Annotated in this window: 10 protein-coding genes; 7 read left to right on the forward strand and 3 right to left on the reverse strand. The window is 56.3% G+C overall.

What is annotated here, in order from left to right:
• Positions 1-6 precede the first annotated feature (6 nt).
• The 5 genes from T433_RS0100435 to T433_RS14180 all read left to right on the forward strand — a co-directional run bounded on the left by T433_RS0100435 (position 7) and on the right by T433_RS14180 (position 9073).
• Positions 7-1938, forward strand: a complete 1932-nt coding sequence (locus T433_RS0100435; protein WP_027454419.1) for a glycoside hydrolase family 97 protein — start codon at positions 7-9, stop codon at positions 1936-1938.
• A gap of 42 nt (positions 1939-1980) precedes the next feature.
• A complete protein-coding gene (locus T433_RS0100440; protein ID WP_027454420.1) occupies positions 1981-5568 on the forward strand; it encodes a glycoside hydrolase family 38 C-terminal domain-containing protein in 3588 nt (1195 codons plus the stop codon).
• 75 nt (positions 5569-5643) lie between these two features.
• Positions 5644-6594, forward strand: a complete 951-nt coding sequence (locus T433_RS0100445; protein ID WP_027454421.1) for an aldo/keto reductase — start codon at positions 5644-5646, stop codon at positions 6592-6594.
• A gap of 4 nt (positions 6595-6598) precedes the next feature.
• Entirely contained in the window at positions 6599-7411 is an 813-nt protein-coding gene (locus tag T433_RS0100450; RefSeq protein WP_027450731.1) for a bifunctional hydroxymethylpyrimidine kinase/phosphomethylpyrimidine kinase, read from the forward strand.
• A 63-nt stretch (positions 7412-7474) separates the two neighbouring features.
• Positions 7475-9073 carry an SGNH/GDSL hydrolase family protein gene (locus tag T433_RS14180; RefSeq protein ID WP_081778276.1) on the forward strand — a complete coding sequence of 533 codons (1599 nt, stop codon included), beginning with the start codon at positions 7475-7477 and terminating at the stop codon, positions 9071-9073.
• A 3-nt stretch (positions 9074-9076) separates the two neighbouring features.
• Here T433_RS14180 and T433_RS0100460 read toward each other — a convergent pair whose 3' ends face one another.
• The 3 genes from T433_RS0100460 to queC all read right to left on the reverse strand — a co-directional run bounded on the left by T433_RS0100460 (position 9077) and on the right by queC (position 13881).
• Entirely contained in the window at positions 9077-11950 is a 2874-nt protein-coding gene (locus T433_RS0100460; protein WP_027454422.1) for a family 43 glycosylhydrolase, read from the reverse strand.
• 326 nt (positions 11951-12276) lie between these two features.
• Positions 12277-13173: a hypothetical protein gene (locus T433_RS0100465; protein WP_027454423.1), complete on the reverse strand. Its 897-nt coding sequence runs from the start codon at positions 13171-13173 to the stop codon at positions 12277-12279.
• A gap of 54 nt (positions 13174-13227) precedes the next feature.
• Entirely contained in the window at positions 13228-13881 is a 654-nt protein-coding gene (queC, locus tag T433_RS0100470; RefSeq protein WP_027450734.1) for a 7-cyano-7-deazaguanine synthase QueC, read from the reverse strand.
• Positions 13882-13968: 87 nt separating this feature from the next.
• Here queC and T433_RS0100475 point away from each other — a divergent pair, with 87 nt between their 5' ends.
• Both T433_RS0100475 and T433_RS14185 read left to right on the forward strand, forming a co-directional pair.
• Positions 13969-16635, forward strand: a complete 2667-nt coding sequence (locus T433_RS0100475; RefSeq protein WP_027454424.1) for a GH92 family glycosyl hydrolase — start codon at positions 13969-13971, stop codon at positions 16633-16635.
• A 2-nt stretch (positions 16636-16637) separates the two neighbouring features.
• On the forward strand, positions 16638-19883 hold the full coding sequence (locus tag T433_RS14185; RefSeq protein ID WP_044108888.1) for a GH92 family glycosyl hydrolase: 3246 nt from the start codon (positions 16638-16640) through the stop codon (positions 19881-19883).
• Positions 19884-19900 lie beyond the last annotated feature (17 nt).

The following is a 19900-nucleotide window of genomic DNA, read 5'->3' on the forward strand; positions in this document are numbered from 1 at the left end:
AAAACTATGCGAAAATTAATCCTTAACCTGGCCATTCTAGCCATGATGCCACTGAGCATGCTGGCACAGAAAACCTTGACTCTCACATCACCCAGTGGTGAAATCCGTGTAAATATAGCAATCGGCGACAGCCTGTCGTTCGCTATCGAGAAAGGCGCCGAACAGCTGCTCAGCCCCAGTGGTATCTCGCTGCAAAACGGCAAGAAGCTGTTGGGTGTCAAGCCACGCCTGCGTCAAGCCAAGCGTTCATCTATCAACGAACAGATTAAAAACCTGATTCCCTTGAAGAATGCCGTGACCCCCAACGTGGCCAACGTGCTGACCCTCCAGTTTGCCGACAACTACAACGTGGAGTTCCGCGCCTACGACAATGGTGTGGCCTACCGCTTCATCCTGAAAGGCAAGGGCACCACCGATATCGTCAACGAAGGCATGACCCTCAACCTGGCTCAGGACATGACCGCCCACCTCTCACAGTGCGGCTCGTTCATGACTTCCTATGAAGAGGAGTACTCTCACCTTCAGACCAGCACCTATAAGGCTGACGATAAGATGACCCACCTGCCCATCCTGCTGGAGACGCAGAAGGGCACCAAACTGCTTTTCTCTGAGAGCGACCTGCGCGACTATCCCGCCATGTTCCTCAAGAGTACTGGCAACAATGGTCTCACGGCCCTGTTCCCTCGTTCTCCCGAGAAGTGGGAGCCACGAGGCGACCGCAGCGAGACCATCACTCAGGAGGGCAACTACATTGCCCGCACATCGGCCAGTCGCAGTCTGCCCTGGCGCTTCCTGGTCATCGGCGACGATGCTACCATTGCTGCCAACGAGATGGAGCGCATCCTGGGAGGCAAGAGCCAGCTGGCCGATGCCTCATGGATTCGTCCGGGAAAGGTAAGCTGGGACTGGTGGAACCACTGGACCGTATGGGATGTGGACTTCGTTACGGGCATCAACAACCAGACTTATAAGTACTTCATCGACTTCTCGTCGAAGTACGGCATCGAGTATATCCTGCTGGACGAGGGTTGGAACAAGGATGTTCGCAACCCCTTCGTCACCATCGACGACATCGACGTGAAAGAGCTGGTGGACTACGGTCGCGAGAAAGGTGTCGGCGTGTGGCTCTGGCTGTCATGGCTCACCGTAGAGCAGAACATGGACCTCATCCCCTTCTATGCTAAGATGGGCGTCAAGGGTTTGAAGGTTGACTTCATGGACCACAGCGACCAGTGGATGGTGAACTTCTACGAGCGTGTGGCTAAGGCTTGTGCAGACAACAAGCTGATGGTTGACTTCCACGGATCGTTCAAGCCTGCAGGTCTTGAGATGCGCTATCCAAACATCGTCTCTTACGAGGGCGTTCGCGGCATGGAGAACAACCAGTGGTGCCGCACCGAGAACACCATCTGGCAGCCATTCATGCGTAATGCCGTGGGCGGCATGGACTTCACCCCCGGTTCTATGCAGTCTGCACAGCCCGAAGACAACCATAGCTGTGGCTCGCTGCCTCAGGGCACTGGCACCCGCGCCTATCAGATGGCCATGTATGTGGTCTTCGAGAGCGCCTTCCAGATGCTGGCCGACAGTCCTACCCGCTATCTGCGCGAAGACGAGTGCACCCGTTTCATTGCCTCTGTTCCCACCACCTGGGACGAGACCCGCGTGCTGGCAGCCAAGGCCGGCAGCTACTATGCCGTAGCTAAGCGCAAGGGCAACAAGTGGTATCTGGGTGCTATCACTGCCAACAATGCTCAGGAGCTCAAGCTGAACCTCGACTTCCTGAAGACCAGCGGTCAGCTGACCTCGTTCGAAGACGGTAAGAACGCCTATCGCATTGCCGTTGACTACAAGAAGCGCCAGCAGCCCGTATCGCCTGCTACCACCATGACCATCAAGCTGACACGCAACGGTGGTTGGTGTGGTGTCATCGAGTAAGGCATCCTTTCCAATACTTATAAACTAAAACATCCATTAACCATGAACAAGAAAATACTGATTATCGCTTTATCACTTCTTTCCCTGGGCGCCACCGCTCAGGAAAAGAAGATGAAAGCATATATGGTCTCTGACGCTCACCTCGACACCCAGTGGAACTGGGATGTTCAGGCCACCATCCGCGACCACATCCGCAAGACTCTGACTCAGAACCTGTACCTTCTGAAGACCTATCCTGACTACATCTTCAACTTCGAAGGTGCTGTGAAGTATGCCTGGATGAAGGAGTACTACCCCAGCCTTTATGAAGAGATGAAGAAATATGTGGCCGACGGTCGTTGGCACATCACAGGCAGCAGTTGGGATGCCAACGAAGCCGTGGTTTGTTCGCCCGAGTCGTTCATGCGCAACATCATGCTGGGTCAGAACTTCTACCGTAAGGAGTTCAACACCGAGGGCACCGACATTTTCCTGCCCGACTGCTTCGGCTTCAGCTACACACTGCCCACCCTGGCCAGCCACTGCGGCCTGATTGGTTTCTCGTCGCAGAAGTTGGCTTGGCGCGTAAAACCCTTCTACGAGGGCAACCGCCGCTACCCGTTCACTGTAGGACTGTGGCAGGGCATCGACGGCAGTCGCATCATGATGACCCACGGCTTTGGCTATGGTCAGCGCTATAAGGACGAAGACCTGTCGAAGAACGAGCAGCTGCAGCGCGAGGTCAAGGAGAGTCCGCTGAACACCGTCTATCGCTACTATGGCACCGGCGACACCGGTGGCTCGCCCAACATCCCCTCGGTCCGCGCCCTGGAGAAAGGTCTTAAAGGCGATGGTCCCATCGAGATCATCAGCGCCACCAGCGACCATCTGTACAAGGACTACCTGCCCTACGAAGGCCATCCCGAGTTGCCCGTGTTCGACGGCGAACTGCCCATGGACGTGCACGGCAATGGCTGCTACACCTCACAGGCAGCCATGAAACTCTATAACCGCCAGAACGAACACCTTGGCGATGCCGCTGAGCGTACGGCTGTTGTGGCCGACTGGCTGGGTGTCAACCAATACCCCGCCAAGCAACTGACCGACACCTGGCAGCGTTTCATCTGGCACCAGTTCCACGACGACCTGACTGGCACCAGCATACCTCGTGCCTACGAGTTTTCATGGAACGACGAGTTGCTGAGTCTGAAAGGTTTCTCCGATGTAATGACGCACAGCATCAACGGTATCGCCTCCAGACTGGACACCAAAGTGGCTGGACAACCCATCGTGGTGTACAACAACGAGACCTTCCCCGTTGACGGCATCGCACAGGTAGTCATCAACGACGGTAAGAGCTACCAGGTCAGCGGTCCCGACGGCAAGCGCGTAGCCTCACAGATTATTGAGAAGAACGGCCAGCGACTGCTGCTGTTCCACGCCACAGTACCATCTACCGGTTACGCCGTTTATAGCCTCAAGTCCGGTGGCAAGACAAGCACCGTCAGCCAGCAGGGCACCATCATCGAGAATGCAGCCTATCGTCTGCAGGTAGATAAGTATGGCGACATCACCTCACTGCTCGACAAGCGCGCCAACAAAGAGTTGGTGGCTGGCGGCAAGAGCCTCCGCCTGGTGGTCTTCGACGACTGTCTCTCTGAAGTATGGCCCGCATGGGAAATCCAGAAAGCCACCCTCGACCGCGAGCCCGTGGCCGTTCACGACAATGTCAGCATTGCCTTAGAGAAAGGTGCCATGCGCCAGACACTCATCATCCGCAAGAAGTATGGAACGTCTGACATCGTTCAGCGCATCCACCTTTATAATCATGGTCCCATCGACCGCATCGACTTCGAGAACGAGGTTAACTGGCGTTCCGAGAATGCGCTGCTGAAGGCTGAGTTCCCACTCAGCGTCAGCAACAAAGAAGCCACCTACGACATCGGTCTGGGCAGCGTGAAGCGCCCCAACAACCAAGACCACCTCTTTGAAGTCTATGCACACGAATGGGCCGACCTCACCGACCGTTCCGACAACTATGGCGTCAGCCTGTTGACCGACTCTCGCTATGGCTGGGACAAGCCCTGCGACAATACCATGCGTCTGTCGCTGCTCTACTCTCCAAAGGTAAAGAAGAACTATGTCTATCAGGCTCGTCAGGACATGGGCTACCATGTCTTCACCTACAGCCTCATCGGTCACCAAGGCGCACTCAACATGGCAGCAGTCAACCAGCAGTCGAAAGCCCTGAACAGTCCGTTGAAGACCTTCCGCACCACCCGTCATCAAGGCACCCTCGGCCGCTCTTTCTCTTTTGTCAGCTCCGACAACGACCAAGTGATGGTTCGTGCCCTGAAACGTGCAGAGCGCAGCAACGAGTATGTGGTTCGTGTTTACGAGTTGAGCGGCAAGCAAAACCAGAAAGCCAACATCACCTTCGCTGCTGACGTCACCTTAGCTGTCGAGGCCGACGGAACCGAGCGCACCATTGGTGCAGCACAGTTCGATGGTCGTTCGCTGCAAGTAGAACTGAAGCCCTTCAGCGTGAAGACCTATAAGGTCACCCTGAAGCGCCCCGCACAGCGTCAAGCTGTAGATTGTCAGCAGCTGGCTCTCGACTTCGACCGCCACTGCTTCAGCAGCAATGCCTTCACCGGTTCATCCAATTTCGAAGGCGGCTACAGCTATGCTGCAGAACTGTTGCCTACAGAAGGTCTGACTGTCAACGACATCCCCTTCACCTTCGGCGATACAGACGCAGCCAACGGTCACACCTGTCATGGCGACACCCTGCTGTTGCCCACCAACAAGCACTACCGTCACCTCTACCTCCTGGCAGCTTCCGACAAGAACGACCGTCAGGCACAGTTCAAGGTGACAGGTCGCAAGCAGACGTTCAATCAGCAGCTCACCGTGCCCAACTACACCGGTTTCATCGGACAGTGGGGCCATGACGGTCAGACCGAAGCCTATCTGAAAGATGCTCAGGTAGCCTACGTAGGCACTCACCGCCACTCTTCTGCCGGCGACGAGCCCTATGAGTTCACCTATATGTATCTGCTGAGAATTGATCTCCCTGCCGAGGCTACCCAGGTGATCCTGCCCGCTGACCAGCACATCGTCCTCTTTGCCGCCACACTGGCCAACGACAACAGCAGCACCACAGCTGCGGCACCCCTGTTCCAGACCTCTATGAAGAGTACCGAACAGAAAGGTGATGCCAGCAAGGACAGTCTCAAGGACAACCTGCTGAAAAAGGCCAAGGTAGTGGCTGTCTCTGGCGAGTGCAAGGACAACGAGCGTGCCGTCAACCTGACCGATGATAATGCAGAGACAAAATGGTGCGACGTGACCGATGCCCCCAACTATGTGGTGTACGACTTCGGTCAGCCCACCACCATCAGTCGATGGTATCTGCTCAACGCTGGCGCAGAAGACCAGTCGTGCATCACGCGCACCTGTCTGCTGCAAGGTCGCAACAGTGCCACCGAGGAATGGCAGACACTCGACATGTTTGACAACAACCGCAACGACATCGTTGACCGTCGTTTCAAACCAGCCAGTGTTCGCTACGTACGTCTGTACGTTGTCAGTCCCGCACAACGCCCTAACGATGCTACCCGTATCTATGAATTTGGACTCTATGAATAAGTTTTTCGCAGCCTTGTATGTCAGTTCGCATTTTTTTAGTACCTTTGTTCCCAAATTAATAAAGTAATAAGGAGTATGAGCATGACATACAAGGCTGACGAACACCGCTATGATGAAGGCGGTATGACATTCAAGAGATGTGGTAACAGTGGTGTACTGCTGCCACAGGTATCATTGGGCTTCTGGCATAACTTCGGAAGCGTGGATTCCTATGAGCGTTCACGCGAGATCACGCGCTATGCTTTCGACCACGGCGTCACCCATTTCGACCTGGCCAACAACTACGGTCCTGTCTATGGATCGGCCGAGGAGACCATGGGCCGACTGATGGACGACACCTTCCGCCCCTATCGCGACGAACTGTTCATCGCCACCAAGGCCGGCTACGACATGTGGCCTGGACCTTACGGCAACTGGGGATCCAGAAAGTACCTCATGGCATCACTCGACCAGAGTCTGAAGCGCATGCACCTGGACTACGTGGACCTGTTCTATAGCCACCGCTACGACCCCAGCACCCCGCTTGAAGAGACCCTCCAGGCACTGGTGGATATCGTGCGCAGCGGCAAGGCCCTCTACGTCGGCATCTCGCGCTGGCCTCTCGAAGCTACCCGCTTTGCCTACAACTACCTGAAGCAGCGCGATGTGCCCCTGCTCATCTATCAGGGTCGCCTGAACATGCTGGACCGCGAGCCACAAGAGTCGGGCATCATGGACTTCTGTGCAGAGCACGGTGTGGGCTTCATCTCGTTCTCGCCACTGGCCCAGGGACTGCTCACCGACCGCTATCTCAACGGCATTCCCGAGGACTCGCGCATGTCGAAGGGCAAGTTCCTGAAGGAGAGCATGCTCACCCCCGAACTGCTGGAGCGCCTGCGCGGCTATAATGCCAAGGCTCAGCAGGAAGGCATGACGCTGGCCGAATATGCCCTGCGCTGGATTCTCCAGCAGCGCGGCGTCACCTCTGTCCTCGTTGGCGCCAGCAGCACCGCCCAGTTAGAGAAGAACCTGAAGTGCGTGAAGTAACCCTATGAAACAAGTTCTTCTGGTCAACGATATCGCCGGTTATGGAAAGGTAGGCATGGCAGCCATGCTCCCCATCCTTAACTATATGGGTATCCCCGCTTTCAACCTTCCCACTGCCTTAGTATCAAACACCTTGAACTATGGCGACTTCGCACAACTTGACACAACAGAATATATGCGCCAGACGCTTCCCGTGTGGAAACGTCTGGGCTTTCGTTTTGATGCCATCTGCACCGGACTGATGTTCAGCGAGGAGCAGGCCCGCCTGGTGGCCGACTTCTGTCGCGAACAGGCCAAGACGGGCTGCACCGTGTTTGTAGATCCCGTGATGGGCGACGGCGGCAGCCTCTACCACGGCATCGGTCAACAACAGGTAGAGCTGATGCGCGAGATGGTCAGCGTGGCCCACGTCATCTTCCCCAACTACACCGAGGCTTGCTATCTGGCTGGCGTGCCGTTCCGGGAGGAAGGTCTGACGCGCCGCGAGGCCTGTCAACTGCTCGACCGCCTGGTGGCTTTGGGCGCCCATTCAGCCCTCATCACCAGTTGCATCATCGACGACAAGAACCAGGTGGCGGGCTACGATGCCGCCACAGGCAAGTACTTCCTTCACGAGTACAACGAGATTCCCGGCCTGTTTCATGGCACCGGCGACATCTTCTCGGCCGTGCTGATCGGCCACATGATGAAAGGCGAGTCACTCTCGGCCAGCACCCGCCAGGCCATGGATGTGGTTCGCGAGATGATCTATCGCAACCGCGATGTTGAAGACCGCATGTGCGGCATCTACATAGAACGCTGTCTGGACTTGCTCTAGACAGCTTCTATCCCCACATACAGTATAGTAAGTAAGTAATAATAACTAAAATTCTAAACACAAATGATGAAAAAAGCTTTAGTAGCACTCCTGCTACTCGTTTCACTAGTGGGCTATGCCCAGACCAAACTGTATCTGAAAGGAAACATCGTCACGTCCCCCATTCTCTTGGAACAGGTTGAAGACCAGGTGTGGCAGTCGGAGGTCACCCTCGACGACTCACGCGTGTTCCTGTTCAGCGACAAGTATGTTTATTTCGAGGCTGACGAGCCTTCTTACAAGTCCAACAATATCCGCATCAATGGCGGCACCTACACCGTGCGCTTCGACATGAAGAACAAGGCATGGAGCTTCACCGCCCCCGTCGATGCCAACCGCATCTCAGCCTTCGGCTCGTCGGTGTGCAACGGCACGGGTGCCTCGAACAACAAAGGCTATGCCTACCTCTATGGCGAACAGCTGAAGAGTCGCTTCAACAGCAACGACAGCCAGACACCCTTCTACGTATCGGGCATCGCCATTGGCGGCAACACCACCAACGACCTGCTCAACCGCTATGCCGAGATGACCCGCGACCATGCCCGCTACGTCATCATCGGTCTGTCGATGGGTAACGAGGGCATCCATGGTGCTGCCGACCAGCAGAAGATCTTCAATCAGTTTGCCAACAACATGCAGTTGCTCATCCGCAAGATCAAGGCCGACGGCAAGATCCCCGTGGTGATGAACAACTACACCCGCGCCGACTATACCGACCAGGACTACAGCTATATCAAACAGATGAACCTGCTCATCCACAGCTGGGACGTGTCTTCTGTCAACACGCTGGGAGCCATCGACGATGGCAAAGGCCACTGGGCCACTGGCTATAAGGACGACGACTACCACCCCACCACCGCCGGTCACCAGGAGTTTCTCTATGCCATGACACCATCACTCTTTGATGCCATCGCCAGCGGCAAGTCACAGCCCGTGCGCAACACCACCGCTGCCATGCAGCTGGGCCAGGGCGACGTGGTTAGCTTCCAGGGCGAAGGCACCGTGCATCCCTTCACCATCAGTCTGCGCGTGAAAGGCGGCAAAGCCGGTCGTCTGCTCACGCTGAAAGCCACCCGCGGCAGCCGCGAGGGCAACCTGACGGTCAACGACGAGGGTAAGGTGGTTTACACCAGCATGTATGGCGACCAGATGACAGCCGACGCATCCATCAACGACGACCAGTGGCACACCATCACGCTGACCCACTACTATGCCCAGCGCCGTGTGCTGCTCTATGTGGACAACAAATCGGTTGAGGCCACAGAGCGCATCAACACACAGTTTGCTGCCATCGTGGGCGACTCTACCAGTCAGGTATCACGTCAGTTCAGCGAACTGTTCTTCTGGCGTTCAGCCTTCTGTCCTGAAGAGGTCGAGCAGTTGACTGCCGGCAAGATGCTGAAGTCTAGCCTCGAACTCTACGTGCCCATGGTAGCTGCCGACCAGTTGGAGAACAAGGCCATGAGCCTCAACACCGTCAACTTCGTGTCAAAGCAGACCACAGGCATCCGTCCTGCGGTAAAAACAATCGCCCCAACAAGACGTTATGACTTGTCGGGGCGTGCCGTAAATACTAAACAAAAAGGTATTATCGTGCAGAACGGTCGTAAGTACGTGCTGTAAGCATCACTTCACGACGACCTTACGTCCGTTGATAATATACAGACCTCGTGGCAAATTGCTATCCAGCGATTTGCCATTTTTTATGGCTCGGCCTTGCAGGTCATAGACGGTGGTGGCCTGTTGGGCGGGCTGCTGTGTCATGTCGGCAATGCCGGTGGGGTTCAGCGTCCAGAAGTCAAACACGCGGTTTTCCATCGTGTTCAGCGCCAGTGCCTCGGCAAACGACAGCGAACGGTCGTACACGATGAGGTCGTCGTAGCGCGCATCGGCCGAGCCCCAGAAGCCACCATTGCCCAGATACAGATACTGGCAGGCCGACAGGTGATCCAGCACGAGACTATAGTCGAAGTCTGCCACCTTGTTGATGGCCACACCCTTCAGTTTGCCATTAGCGGTGCTGAACGTCTTCTGACCGCCCGAGACATAGAGCTTGATGCCATCCTTGGCGAAGCTCAGCGTCACGAGTTGCCATTTGTTCTCCGACAGCCACTTGCTCTCGATGGCATCGGGGTGGTTCAGGTCCAACCAGTTGTTCCACACCTCACTGCCGGCATCCTCTGTCTTGCCATCGTTGTAGCCCAGATAGGCATTACCCGTGAAGAACAGGCGTGCCGCACCGTCGATGGCGCCCAGCAGTGTGCCATAGAGGTTGCTGTTGCTGCGATTCACCCACACCGAGATGGCAGCACCATTCTCCAGGTTCTTGCCATAGAGCGGGTTGGGCACAGCCACGTAGCTCTCGCTCTTGTTCACCGATGGGAAGGTGTGTACCACGCGCCCGGTGCGCATCGGGTCGCCGTCTTCCAGTGCGGGCTTGGTGCCACTGCCGTTCTTGCCCAGCGTGGCCTCCTGCGTGGCGTCAAACGAGTTGCTGAGCTGCGAATGGTCGAAGCCATAGTGTGCCAGCATGCTGCCCTGCCAGTTGGCAGTGGGAATGCTCTCCTTGTTGGCATACACCTTGTAGTTCTGCGTCCAGAAGTAGTTGGCCACATCCAGGCGTGCCGTGAGTGTCAGCGGCGTGTCTTGCGTCAGTCCGCTGGGGTTATACTTTCCATATTCCGAGATCACCTCGGGCTGTTCGCTCTGCCAACTCAGCACCGAGTTGGGCGAGGTGCAACCGATGTTGTGCAGATACACATCCTTGCTGACGTATTGGTTCTGCTTCACGGGCACCGTCATGTTGTTCAGCATCCATGCCAGCTCGTACTTAGGCATCAGCTTATAGGCCCAGATGTTTGCACCCGTCGTGCCACAGGCCGTGATGGCCAGCGCATGCAGCGACTGGTTGTCCATAGTCTCTTCGACGACCACACCCTGATACTCTATCTTGTTCAGCGTCAGCGTGATATAGCTCGTACCCTCTGTCATGCGCCACGTGCCCGTGTACTTACCCGTCACGGTGCTGTCGGCATTCAGGTTCACCGTCACAGGCTCCACCTGTTCCAGCTGTGTGCGGTTGTTTGCGAACTTATGCATCAGCAGATTGTAGGTGCCCACCATCTCCTCCTGTGTGAAGGGCTGTTTGGTGGCAATATCCTGGTCGGTGGTTTGCTCGCCATTATACTCGAAGGGAGCAGCCACAAGCCAACCGTCCTGCGTCTGGAACACCTGGTGCACGCGCACCTGATGGCCCTCGTCACCATCTTTGTTGTCATTGCAGAAGCGCGTGTGATACACCAGATAGGTACGTCCGTCGGGTGCCGCGATGATCGAGTTGTGACCTTGCGAGCGCTCTCCCTGCTGCATGTAGCCCCAGTGACTGTAGGGGCCTAACAGCTTCTCGCCGCGAGCGGGCGCATTATTGCCGAAGTTCAAGACATAACTCGAATATATAGGCGAGCGCTTGCCGGGATCGGAATAGGGCCCGTCAGGATTCTCCGAGCGATACACACGCATGTTGTAGTCGCCGTTCTGCTGCAGTTCGCCATAGGTCACAAACAGATAGTAGTAGCCACCGATATATTCTATATAGGGTGCCTCGCCCGACGAGTAGTAGCCGCCGGCTATCTTCTTGCCGAAGTAGGCATCGCTGGTGTCGCTGTTCTCATACTCCACGTCATAGTCGCGCAGTCCCGTCTGCTCGTTCAGCTCCAGAATGAAGATACCACCCGACCACGAGCCGTAGGCCATCCACAGCTTACCCTCCTCGTCGTAGAACACACAGGGGTCGATATTGTTTGGGAAACTGGGCTTCGTAATGCTGGCCCAAGGACTGTTATAACGTGAGGGCAGCGACGGCTGTGTGCCCAGCACCAGTTCCAGGTCTGTCTTCTTATAGTCCGTGTTGGCGTTCAGGCCAAAGCCGCTGATCACCACCGGACCCTGATATTCGTAAGGTCCCTCGATATTATCAGACGTCAGCAGGATGATGCTCGAGTTCCACTTCGGTCCGTTGATGCTCAGATACTGGCACCACTTCTGCATGATGGGGTTCCAGATCACGTCGGGCGCCCACATGTTGCCGTTGATGTGCCATGGATTGCCGTTGCCGTCGCGCCAGTCAGGATAGGCTGCCGCCCACTCATAGGCATTGAAGGCTGGGAAGTCCACCTCCTGACCGCCCTTCATCACCTTCGTCACCTTGGGTGTCACGAAGGCATCAGTATTCGAGGCGTTGTTATTGGAGCCCACCTTCCAGGGCGAGCTAAACCACGTCCAGTTCTGCAGGTCTTGCGTCCAGGCCTGCGCACGGTGTGAGCCAAAGATGTAATATCGCTTGGAATTAGGTTCCCAGACCACAGAAGGGTCATGCACACTGACCCAGCGCTTGCTTGTAGTCTTGTACAAGGTCTTCGCCTCCGTCTGTGTCAACTCTGTCTGGGCGGTGCTGTTCAGTGCCAGCAATCCCATAGTTAACAGTGTAAAGATTCTCCTCATAATTATCTGCAGATTAGTTGTTTCTTGCTTGCAAAGATAAACATTGTTTTCTGTATAGCCAAACTTTTGATACAAAAAACAATCCAATCTCGGCCATATAGCGGTATAACAGAGCCACTTTTTCAACCTAAAAGTGCCGTTTCTGTAGTTCACGACTTAAGTCGAAAGGCACCAAAGGGACCGTTTTGCGCCGCTAAACCTCCACGCTTAGGTCGCCATGGCTTAGCTCTTGAGTTGCTGTTTCTGCCGTTGTGAAAAAGAACAGCTCCCATCCTGGCCGACAGGCAGTAGGATGGGAGCTGTTGTTATGTTGACAGGAGTCCTGCTTAATCGTCACTGTCCAGTTGCCAGCCCTTGTCTTCGAAATAGGTGTAGTGCAGTGTTGGCGAAACGAAGCGCTGACCGTCGTACACGCCCATCATGACACGACCCACGGGAGTCACGTCTTCATACTCCATCAGGATCTGGGCCTTCGCGGTATTGTCGCTCGTCTTGCACACGTTGCGTGCCTTAATCACGTCCAGCTCAAAGGCTTTAAGCATCACATCCTCGTACTTTTCCTTGGCTTTAGCCTTGTCGTAGGCACTGGCTTTAGAGTCAACGGCCTCTGTAGCTGGCTCATCGGGCTGGAAAGCTTCCTCGCTCTCTTCATATTCAGCCACCGTGTCGGGGGTCTCTACGACAGCTGGTGCTTCGGCCTGTGCTACAGGCTTTGAAAACTCCTCAGCTTCCACCTTGTACTCGGGATACTTGCTCAGGTCTATCTCCTGATCGAGCTTCAGCTCCTTGGTGTCCTCATCGAGTTCGGCTTCCTGGGGTTCATAGAGCAGAGCACGACCTTTCTCGGTCAGCTCGACGGTCACGAAATAGGTGTCCACCTCTTCGTTGACATAGTAGCTCTCGGTGGTCCAATATCTGTAATAGTAGCCTGCCTGCACGCGGCGCTTCTTCCTGACGCGCTCTGTCTTTTTCACCACGTCGCACTTGTAGGTCACGATGTCGTTGGCAGCCAACTGGCGCAGTTTGTAGCGATCCTCGTTGTCGTTGCACTCGTAATAGCCGGTGCGAACATTTGCAAAACCTTCAAGACGATGCGTACGCGCCATCTCTTTCTTAAACAGCTTCTTAGCTTTTGATGCACCCAGACTGTCGGGACTGTCACTGCAAGCCGTCAAACACAGGGCGGCCACCAGAATCAATAACAATGACGATAGTTTCTTCATAATGTAGTAATATTAAAAGGTTAGTATAAAAGTAGTTATTGGTATGCAGTAGGATTAGTCTTCATAGACAGTACGGTCGTCGATGCCTGCCAGCTCAAACGCCTCACGGCGCTCTACGCAGGTGCCACAACGACCACAGTGGTGCTCACCACCACGATAGCACGACCACGTCTCGCTGTAGTCGATGCCCAGCTCCTTGCCGCGGGCGGCAATCTGTGCCTTGGTCAGGTTGGTATAGGGCGACAACAGGCGCACGCCATTGTACGTGCCGGCCTGCGCCGTGGCATCGAAAGCATCCACAAACTCGGGGCGGCAGTCGGGATAGATAGTGTGATCGCCGCCGTGGTTGGCCATCATCACATACTGCAGGTTGTTGCTCTCAGCCATGCCCACAGCGATAGACAGCATGATGCCGTTGCGGAAAGGCACCACCGTTGACTTCATGTTCTCGTCGGCATAGTGGCCCTCGGGGATGGCATCAGCGCCCGACAGCAGCGAACTGCGGAAATAGGTGGCCATAAACTGCAGGGGGATGGTGATATGACGGATGCCCAGTCGCTCGCAGTGCATGCGGGCAAAGGGTATCTCGCGGGCATTATGATTAGAGCCATAATCAAACGAGATGGCCATGGCGATACGGTCTTTGTAATCGTAGAGCATGGTGGTGGAATCTACGCCACCGCTCAAAATCAAAATGCTGTCTTTCATATTCTTTCTCTGCTATTCGGTTGCAAATATATGCAATTTATTTTAATTGGAGCACATTCAAAAGGAAAAAATGTATATCTTTGCACTATGAAACTAAAAACCATACTACTATTTACAAGTCTTCTGAGTCTTTTTTCGGAACTGTCGGCCCAGTGCTGGCAATATGTGGATCCGCGCATCGGCAGCGTGGGCGTGGGACGCACGTTCCCTGGCCCCTGCATGCCCTTTGGCATGGTGAAACCAGGTCCCGACTGCGGGGTGCTGCCCAATGCGGGATGGGCCGAGATGCCTGCCAAGGTGACGGGCTTCTCGCAGACGCACGTTAGTGGCACGGGAGGCGGACAGAAGTATGGTAACATCCTGATACAACCATGCCTCACGGACAGTGACTGCAGGGAGCAGGCACGCCGTGAGGAGCATTTTGCGCTGGGCTACTACGCCACCACCTTCGACAACGGCATCCGCACGGAGATCACCACCGATGAGCGCTGCGCCTACTATCGTTTCCACTATCCTGCCAAGGGGGCACTACTACTGGACGTGACCCACTTCCTGGGCAAAGACCCTGTGCCCAACCAGCGCGAGCGACAGCAGTTTGTGGAGGCGGCCTACCGCGTGGTGAGCGACCGCGAGGTGCAGGGCTACTCCTGCATCCGGGGCGGTTGGAACAATGGCGGCCCCTACACGGTATATTTCTCGCTACAGACCGACCGGCCCTTCACAGCCAAAGGCAGTCTGCTGTGCTTTGACGATACCACGGTCAACGTGAAGATAGGCATCTCTTATGTCAGTCAGCAGCAAGCCCAACGGAATGTGGGCAAGCGCTCGTTCGACCAGCAACTGCAACATCTGCGCACCACGTGGGAGGGGTATCTCTCCAAGGTGCACATCGACGGCACCGCGCAGCAGAAGCGGATGTTCTACACAGCGCTCTATCACACCATGCTGATGCCGGTGGACAAGACGGGCGAGAACCCACGATGGAAAGAGGGTGATTACTATGATGACTACTACGCCATCTGGGACACCTACCGCACGTCGTCGCCTCTGCTCACGCTGCTTTGCCCCGAGCGCGAGGTAGCTATGGTCAACGCGCTGCTCAACATCTACAAGCACGAGGGATATATGCCCGACGCACGCAGCGGCGATTGCAATGGCAGGACACAGGGCGGCTCGAATGCCGACGTGGTCGTGGCCGATGCACTGGCCAAGGGACTGAAAGGCATTGACTACCAGCTGGCGCTGGAGGCCATGCTGAAAGACGGCGAGGTGGATGCCGGCAGCGACCACGAGAAGCACGGGCGCGGCGGACTGAACGAATATATCTCGCTGGGATACATCCCCTATGGCATTCCGCGAGCCGGCACCCGCACCGTGGAATATGCCTTCAACGACTGGTGCATAGCCCAGGTGGCCCAACAGTTAGGCGAGACAGAGGTATATCAGCGCTACTTGAAGCGGTCTGACAACTGGAAGAACCTGTGGCGCAAGGATTATACCTACGACGGCATGCGTGGCTTCATCATGCCAAAAGACGCACAGGGCCAATGGCTCGACGCTGTACCCTGGGGCCACTCCAAGGTGTTCCACCCCACCATCCCCTATACGCCCACAACCAAGGTGGCACCGTGGTACCTGCCATGGTGGGACACGTTCTTCTACGAGGCCACCAGCGAAGAGTACTCACTCAGCATCCCGCACGACGTGGAAGGACTCATCGAGGCCTGCGGCGGTCAGGAGGCTTTCCAACAGCGCCTGGACCTGTTCTTCCAGAAGGGATATTACAACGTGCAGAACGAGCCCTCGTTCCTCTCGCCCTGCCTCTATCACTGGATCGGGCGCCCCGACCTGAGCACCCAGCGCATCCACCAGATCATCAACGACCACTACACCGACAGCCCCGACGGACTGCCCGGCAACGATGACTCGGGCGCCATGTCGTCGTGGCTGGCCTTCCACATGATGGGCCTCTACCCACTGGCAGGCACCGACACCTACCTGCTCAACCTCCCGCTACTGCCCCACTACTGCTTCACCCTGCCCAACGGCCAGCAGCTGGAGGTAGAAAGAACGGGCGACGGCCCCCACTTCGCCGCCGTCACCTGGAACGGCCGCCCGCTCCCCGCCGCCCGCATCACCCACCAAGACCTCCTAAAAGGCGGCAAGCTCCATTTCACCGCCGCCCCTGCTCCCGCAGCCTCGAAGCCCGAGCCCGCTCTCTCCGAGCCAGGCCAAGCCCTTTCCGCCCCCGGCGTTGCCCTCTCGAAGCCCGGGCCCGCTGCCCCCGCAGCCCTTCTCCGTAGGCCAGCCGTTTCGGCTGGCACTCCCGCCTCCCCCAGCGCCCATATCGCCTTCACCCTGAACCGCCAGTACCGCAGCTGGCCCCTGGCCTACAGCTGGCGCGCCGACACGCTGGTGCTCACCTGCAAGCAGACCACCTACCACATCCCGCGCCAGGAGGTAGAGCAAGCCACCACCTTCTGCTGGCTCACCCCGCAGCAAGACGGCACCACCTACCACGCCGTCAAGGGCACCTTCGCCTTCATTTCGCAAAAGGCCTATGCCGAGCTAAGGACAAAGGGCGCCTTCGTTTACGACGCCATCACTTGGCGCAAGGTAGATGAAACGCCCGACGTGGTGCACGTGAAGGCCGACATCGACGCCACGGAGATGTGGATCGTGAAGAACGAGACACTGCCGCTGGTGCTGGAGATGAGACACAACCCACTTGGTATTGACTGGACAATCAGATAGCAATGAGAAGACTAAGCATCCTAACAACGTGCCTGCTATGGGCACTGACAAACCTGGCGCAAGCGCTGTCGCCCGAACAGACGGGCGGCGTGTATTATGCCTACCCCGTGACAGTGGCAGAGAAATGCACCTTTCCCGATGGATTCGACGTTTTTTATATCTCGCACTACGGCCGCCACGGTTCGCGATGGTTGCCCGACGAGCAGCGCTACACGTGGGTGCTGCAGCAGTTTGCAGACGATGACAGGCTGACGCCGATGGGCCGCGATGTCAAGAAGCGCTTGCTACGGGTATGGAAGAACGCCAAAGGAAACGCGGGCCAACTGACACCACTGGGCGCCAGGCAGCACCGACAGATAGCTCAGCGAATGGCGAGAAACTACCCACTGGTCTTTGCTAAAGGGGCCATGCTGCAGGCACGTTCGAGCACGGTGACGCGCTGCAGGGCGTCGATGCTGGCTTTCTGCAGCCAACTGCCCAACAAGGACATCCGCCCCGAGACAGATGCACGCTTCATGGCGTATATCAACTACGAGTCTGACGAGCTGAAAGCGCTGTCGCAAAAAACCAAGAGTCAGCTCAACATCTCAACAGAGCGCTTCATCAGTCGTCTGTTCAAGTCGCCACTGGCCGACCCCACGACCGAGAGGCGCCTGCTGTCTGAGCTGCACACCATCGCTGCCGACATGCAAGACATCCCGATGAGACTGCAGTTTTGGGACCTTTTCACCGAGGAGGAGATGCTGGCTGTGCACCAGGCAAACGACGAACGAATGACGATGATCAACGGACAGACACCCCTGAACGATGGCATCCCTGCCCGTTCGAGCATCCCCCTATGGGAAAACATCGAGCAGGAGGCCGACGCCATGATAGCCAGTGGCGGCCATGGGGCCTCGCTGCGCTTCGGCCACGACACGGCCCTGTTCCGCCTGTTGACACTGCTGCAGTTGTCATTACCCGGCAGCGGCATGGAGGACATCGTGCCGATGGCGGCCAACCTGCAGATGGTCTTTGCCCGAAATGCGGAAGGCCAGGTGCTGGTGCAGCTGCTACACAACGAAAAACATCAAAAACTGCCCATTTTATCGGTTGGCGACAGTTACCGATGGGAGGATGTAAAGACCTACATGCACCAGCGCATCCACATGCTGAGCCACGTCAAACAACTGGCCGCCCTGAACACGATGGTGGGCACTGCACCCGCCAACACACAGTCGGCAGGCTTGTTTGGAAAAGGATCCGAGGAACACGGACAGACGTTGCCCGCCGTGCTGGTGCCTCACGGCCAGACGTTCTGGACACCACAGACGCGCGACACGGAAAAAAAATGTGTGGCGCCTTATTACTATACCGACTCACTATTTCAGGGCATACGGGCCAGTCACTGGCTGGTGGGTGGCTGCACGCAGGACTACGGGTCGTTTACGGTGGCAGCCCTGAGCGGCAAAGCACGCCTTACGGCAGCGCAACGGGCCACACGCTTCTCGCATGCTGACGAGGTGTCGCACCCTTATTATTATAAGGTATATCTGCCCGACGAGCGACTGACCATCGAGATGACGGCACTGAGCCACAGCGCCATCATGCGCGTCACACCATCGGAAGATGGTCCTGTGCACATCGTGGTGAGCACCAATAGCGATGAGAACGAGGGATGGATAGGCCACGACAGCACGAGTCAGTCGGTAGAGGCATGCAACCCCGTGCACCGCATCTATCAGGGATGGGGCGAACGGGCAGGCTTTAGCGGATATTTGAGGATGACCTACAGCGATGAAATGGCCGCTTTTTCGTCATTTCATCAGGGTATTTGCCTCACCTTCAACGGCCAAAAGGGGCGCCCCATGGAGTTCCGGTTGGCCACCTCGTTTACTGGAAGAGAAGGGGCAGAAAGGAACCTGAACGAACAGCTATCGTTTGAGGAAATGATGGAGGCAAACATCAAGCTATGGAACGAACGGATGCACACCATCGACGTGAGCGACAGCGATGAAAACAAAGTGAGCCAGTTTTACGGTGCGCTGTATCGGACCTCGTTCCTGCCGCGCGAGATGAGCGATGTGGATGGAACATATCCCACCTTTGCGGGAACAACAAATCAAAAAGGGAATGGCAGAACGCACTATGGCGACTTCTCCATGTGGGACACCTACAGGGCCGTGCACCCGCTGCTGAACCTGATAGACCCACAGCGCTCGGCCGACATGATGCAGTCGCTGGTGGACATGTACGAAGAGGGCGGCTGGCTGCCCATCTTCCCGTGCTGGAACAGCTATACGGCGGCGATGATTGGCGACCACTGCGCATCGGTGCTGGCAGACGCCTACCTCAAGGGTATCAGGAATTTCGACGCGACGAAAGCCTACGAAGGCATGCGGAAAAATGCGATGGAATGGCCAAAAACAGAAACTGAATACAAGGATGGACTGGGCCGCAGGGCACTGAAATCGTACCTGAAATATGGCTATATTCCCATGGAAGACCATGTAGAAGAGGCTTTTCATACGGATGAACAGACCTCGCGCACCCTGGAATATGCCTATGACGACTTCTGCGTGGCGCAGATGGCCAAGGCTTTGGGCCATGAGGCCGACTATCAGAAGCTGATGGCACGCAGCGAGAACTGGCGCAACGTGATCAATCCGCTGACGGGCTATGCCGACGGGCGCCATGCCGATGGCCGCTGGGAGAACAACAGCGACCTGACTCATCGCAAGCAGTACATCACCGAGGGCGCCACTTGCCACTACACGTGGTACGTGCCACAGAACATGCCTGGACTAATACAACTGATGGGTGGGCGCCAGGCTTTTGTGGCTAAGCTCGACTCGATGTTCAGCGAAGGGCGCTACTGGCATGGCAACGAGCCATGTCATCAGGTGGCGTGGCTCTATGCCATGGCGGGTGAACGCGAGAAGACGTACCAACAGGTGAGCCATATCCTGAAGACTGAATACAACAACACACCTGGCGGACTGAGCGGCAACGACGATGCCGGACAGATGTCTGCATGGCAGGTGTTTGCCATGATGGGCTTCTATCCTGTTTGTCCGGCCACCACGGAATATGTGGTGGGTGCACCAGCCTTCGAACATATCACGCTGAACCAGAGCAACGGACAAATATTCACGATTTCATCGGGAAAAAGCGGTGGCAACCCCACATTAAACAACCACCCCTTACAACGCAACAGCATTCAGCATGAAGACATTGTAAGGGGCGGCAGTCTGGAATATTTGCCTTAACAGCAATCTGACCTCTT

It is taken from the genome of Xylanibacter brevis ATCC 19188 (genome assembly GCF_000621725.1).
GTDB lineage: Bacteria > Bacteroidota > Bacteroidia > Bacteroidales > Bacteroidaceae > Prevotella > Prevotella brevis.

What these genes read in the sequence shown, in the direction of transcription:
- T433_RS0100450 (WP_027450731.1), top strand. Translation starts at nt 6,599, where the DNA reads ATGAAACAAGTTCTTCTGGTCAACGATATCGCCGGTTATGGAAAGGTA.
- T433_RS0100465 (WP_027454423.1), bottom strand. Translation starts at nt 13,173, where the DNA reads ATGAAGAAACTATCGTCATTGTTATTGATTCTGGTGGCCGCCCTGTGT.
- T433_RS0100435 (WP_027454419.1), top strand. Translation starts at nt 7, where the DNA reads ATGCGAAAATTAATCCTTAACCTGGCCATTCTAGCCATGATGCCACTG.
- T433_RS0100475 (WP_027454424.1), top strand. Translation starts at nt 13,969, where the DNA reads ATGAAACTAAAAACCATACTACTATTTACAAGTCTTCTGAGTCTTTTT.
- queC (WP_027450734.1), bottom strand. Translation starts at nt 13,881, where the DNA reads ATGAAAGACAGCATTTTGATTTTGAGCGGTGGCGTAGATTCCACCACC.
- T433_RS14185 (WP_044108888.1), top strand. Translation starts at nt 16,638, where the DNA reads ATGAGAAGACTAAGCATCCTAACAACGTGCCTGCTATGGGCACTGACA.
- T433_RS14180 (WP_081778276.1), top strand. Translation starts at nt 7,475, where the DNA reads ATGATGAAAAAAGCTTTAGTAGCACTCCTGCTACTCGTTTCACTAGTG.
- T433_RS0100460 (WP_027454422.1), bottom strand. Translation starts at nt 11,950, where the DNA reads ATGAGGAGAATCTTTACACTGTTAACTATGGGATTGCTGGCACTGAAC.
- T433_RS0100440 (WP_027454420.1), top strand. Translation starts at nt 1,981, where the DNA reads ATGAACAAGAAAATACTGATTATCGCTTTATCACTTCTTTCCCTGGGC.
- T433_RS0100445 (WP_027454421.1), top strand. Translation starts at nt 5,644, where the DNA reads ATGAGCATGACATACAAGGCTGACGAACACCGCTATGATGAAGGCGGT.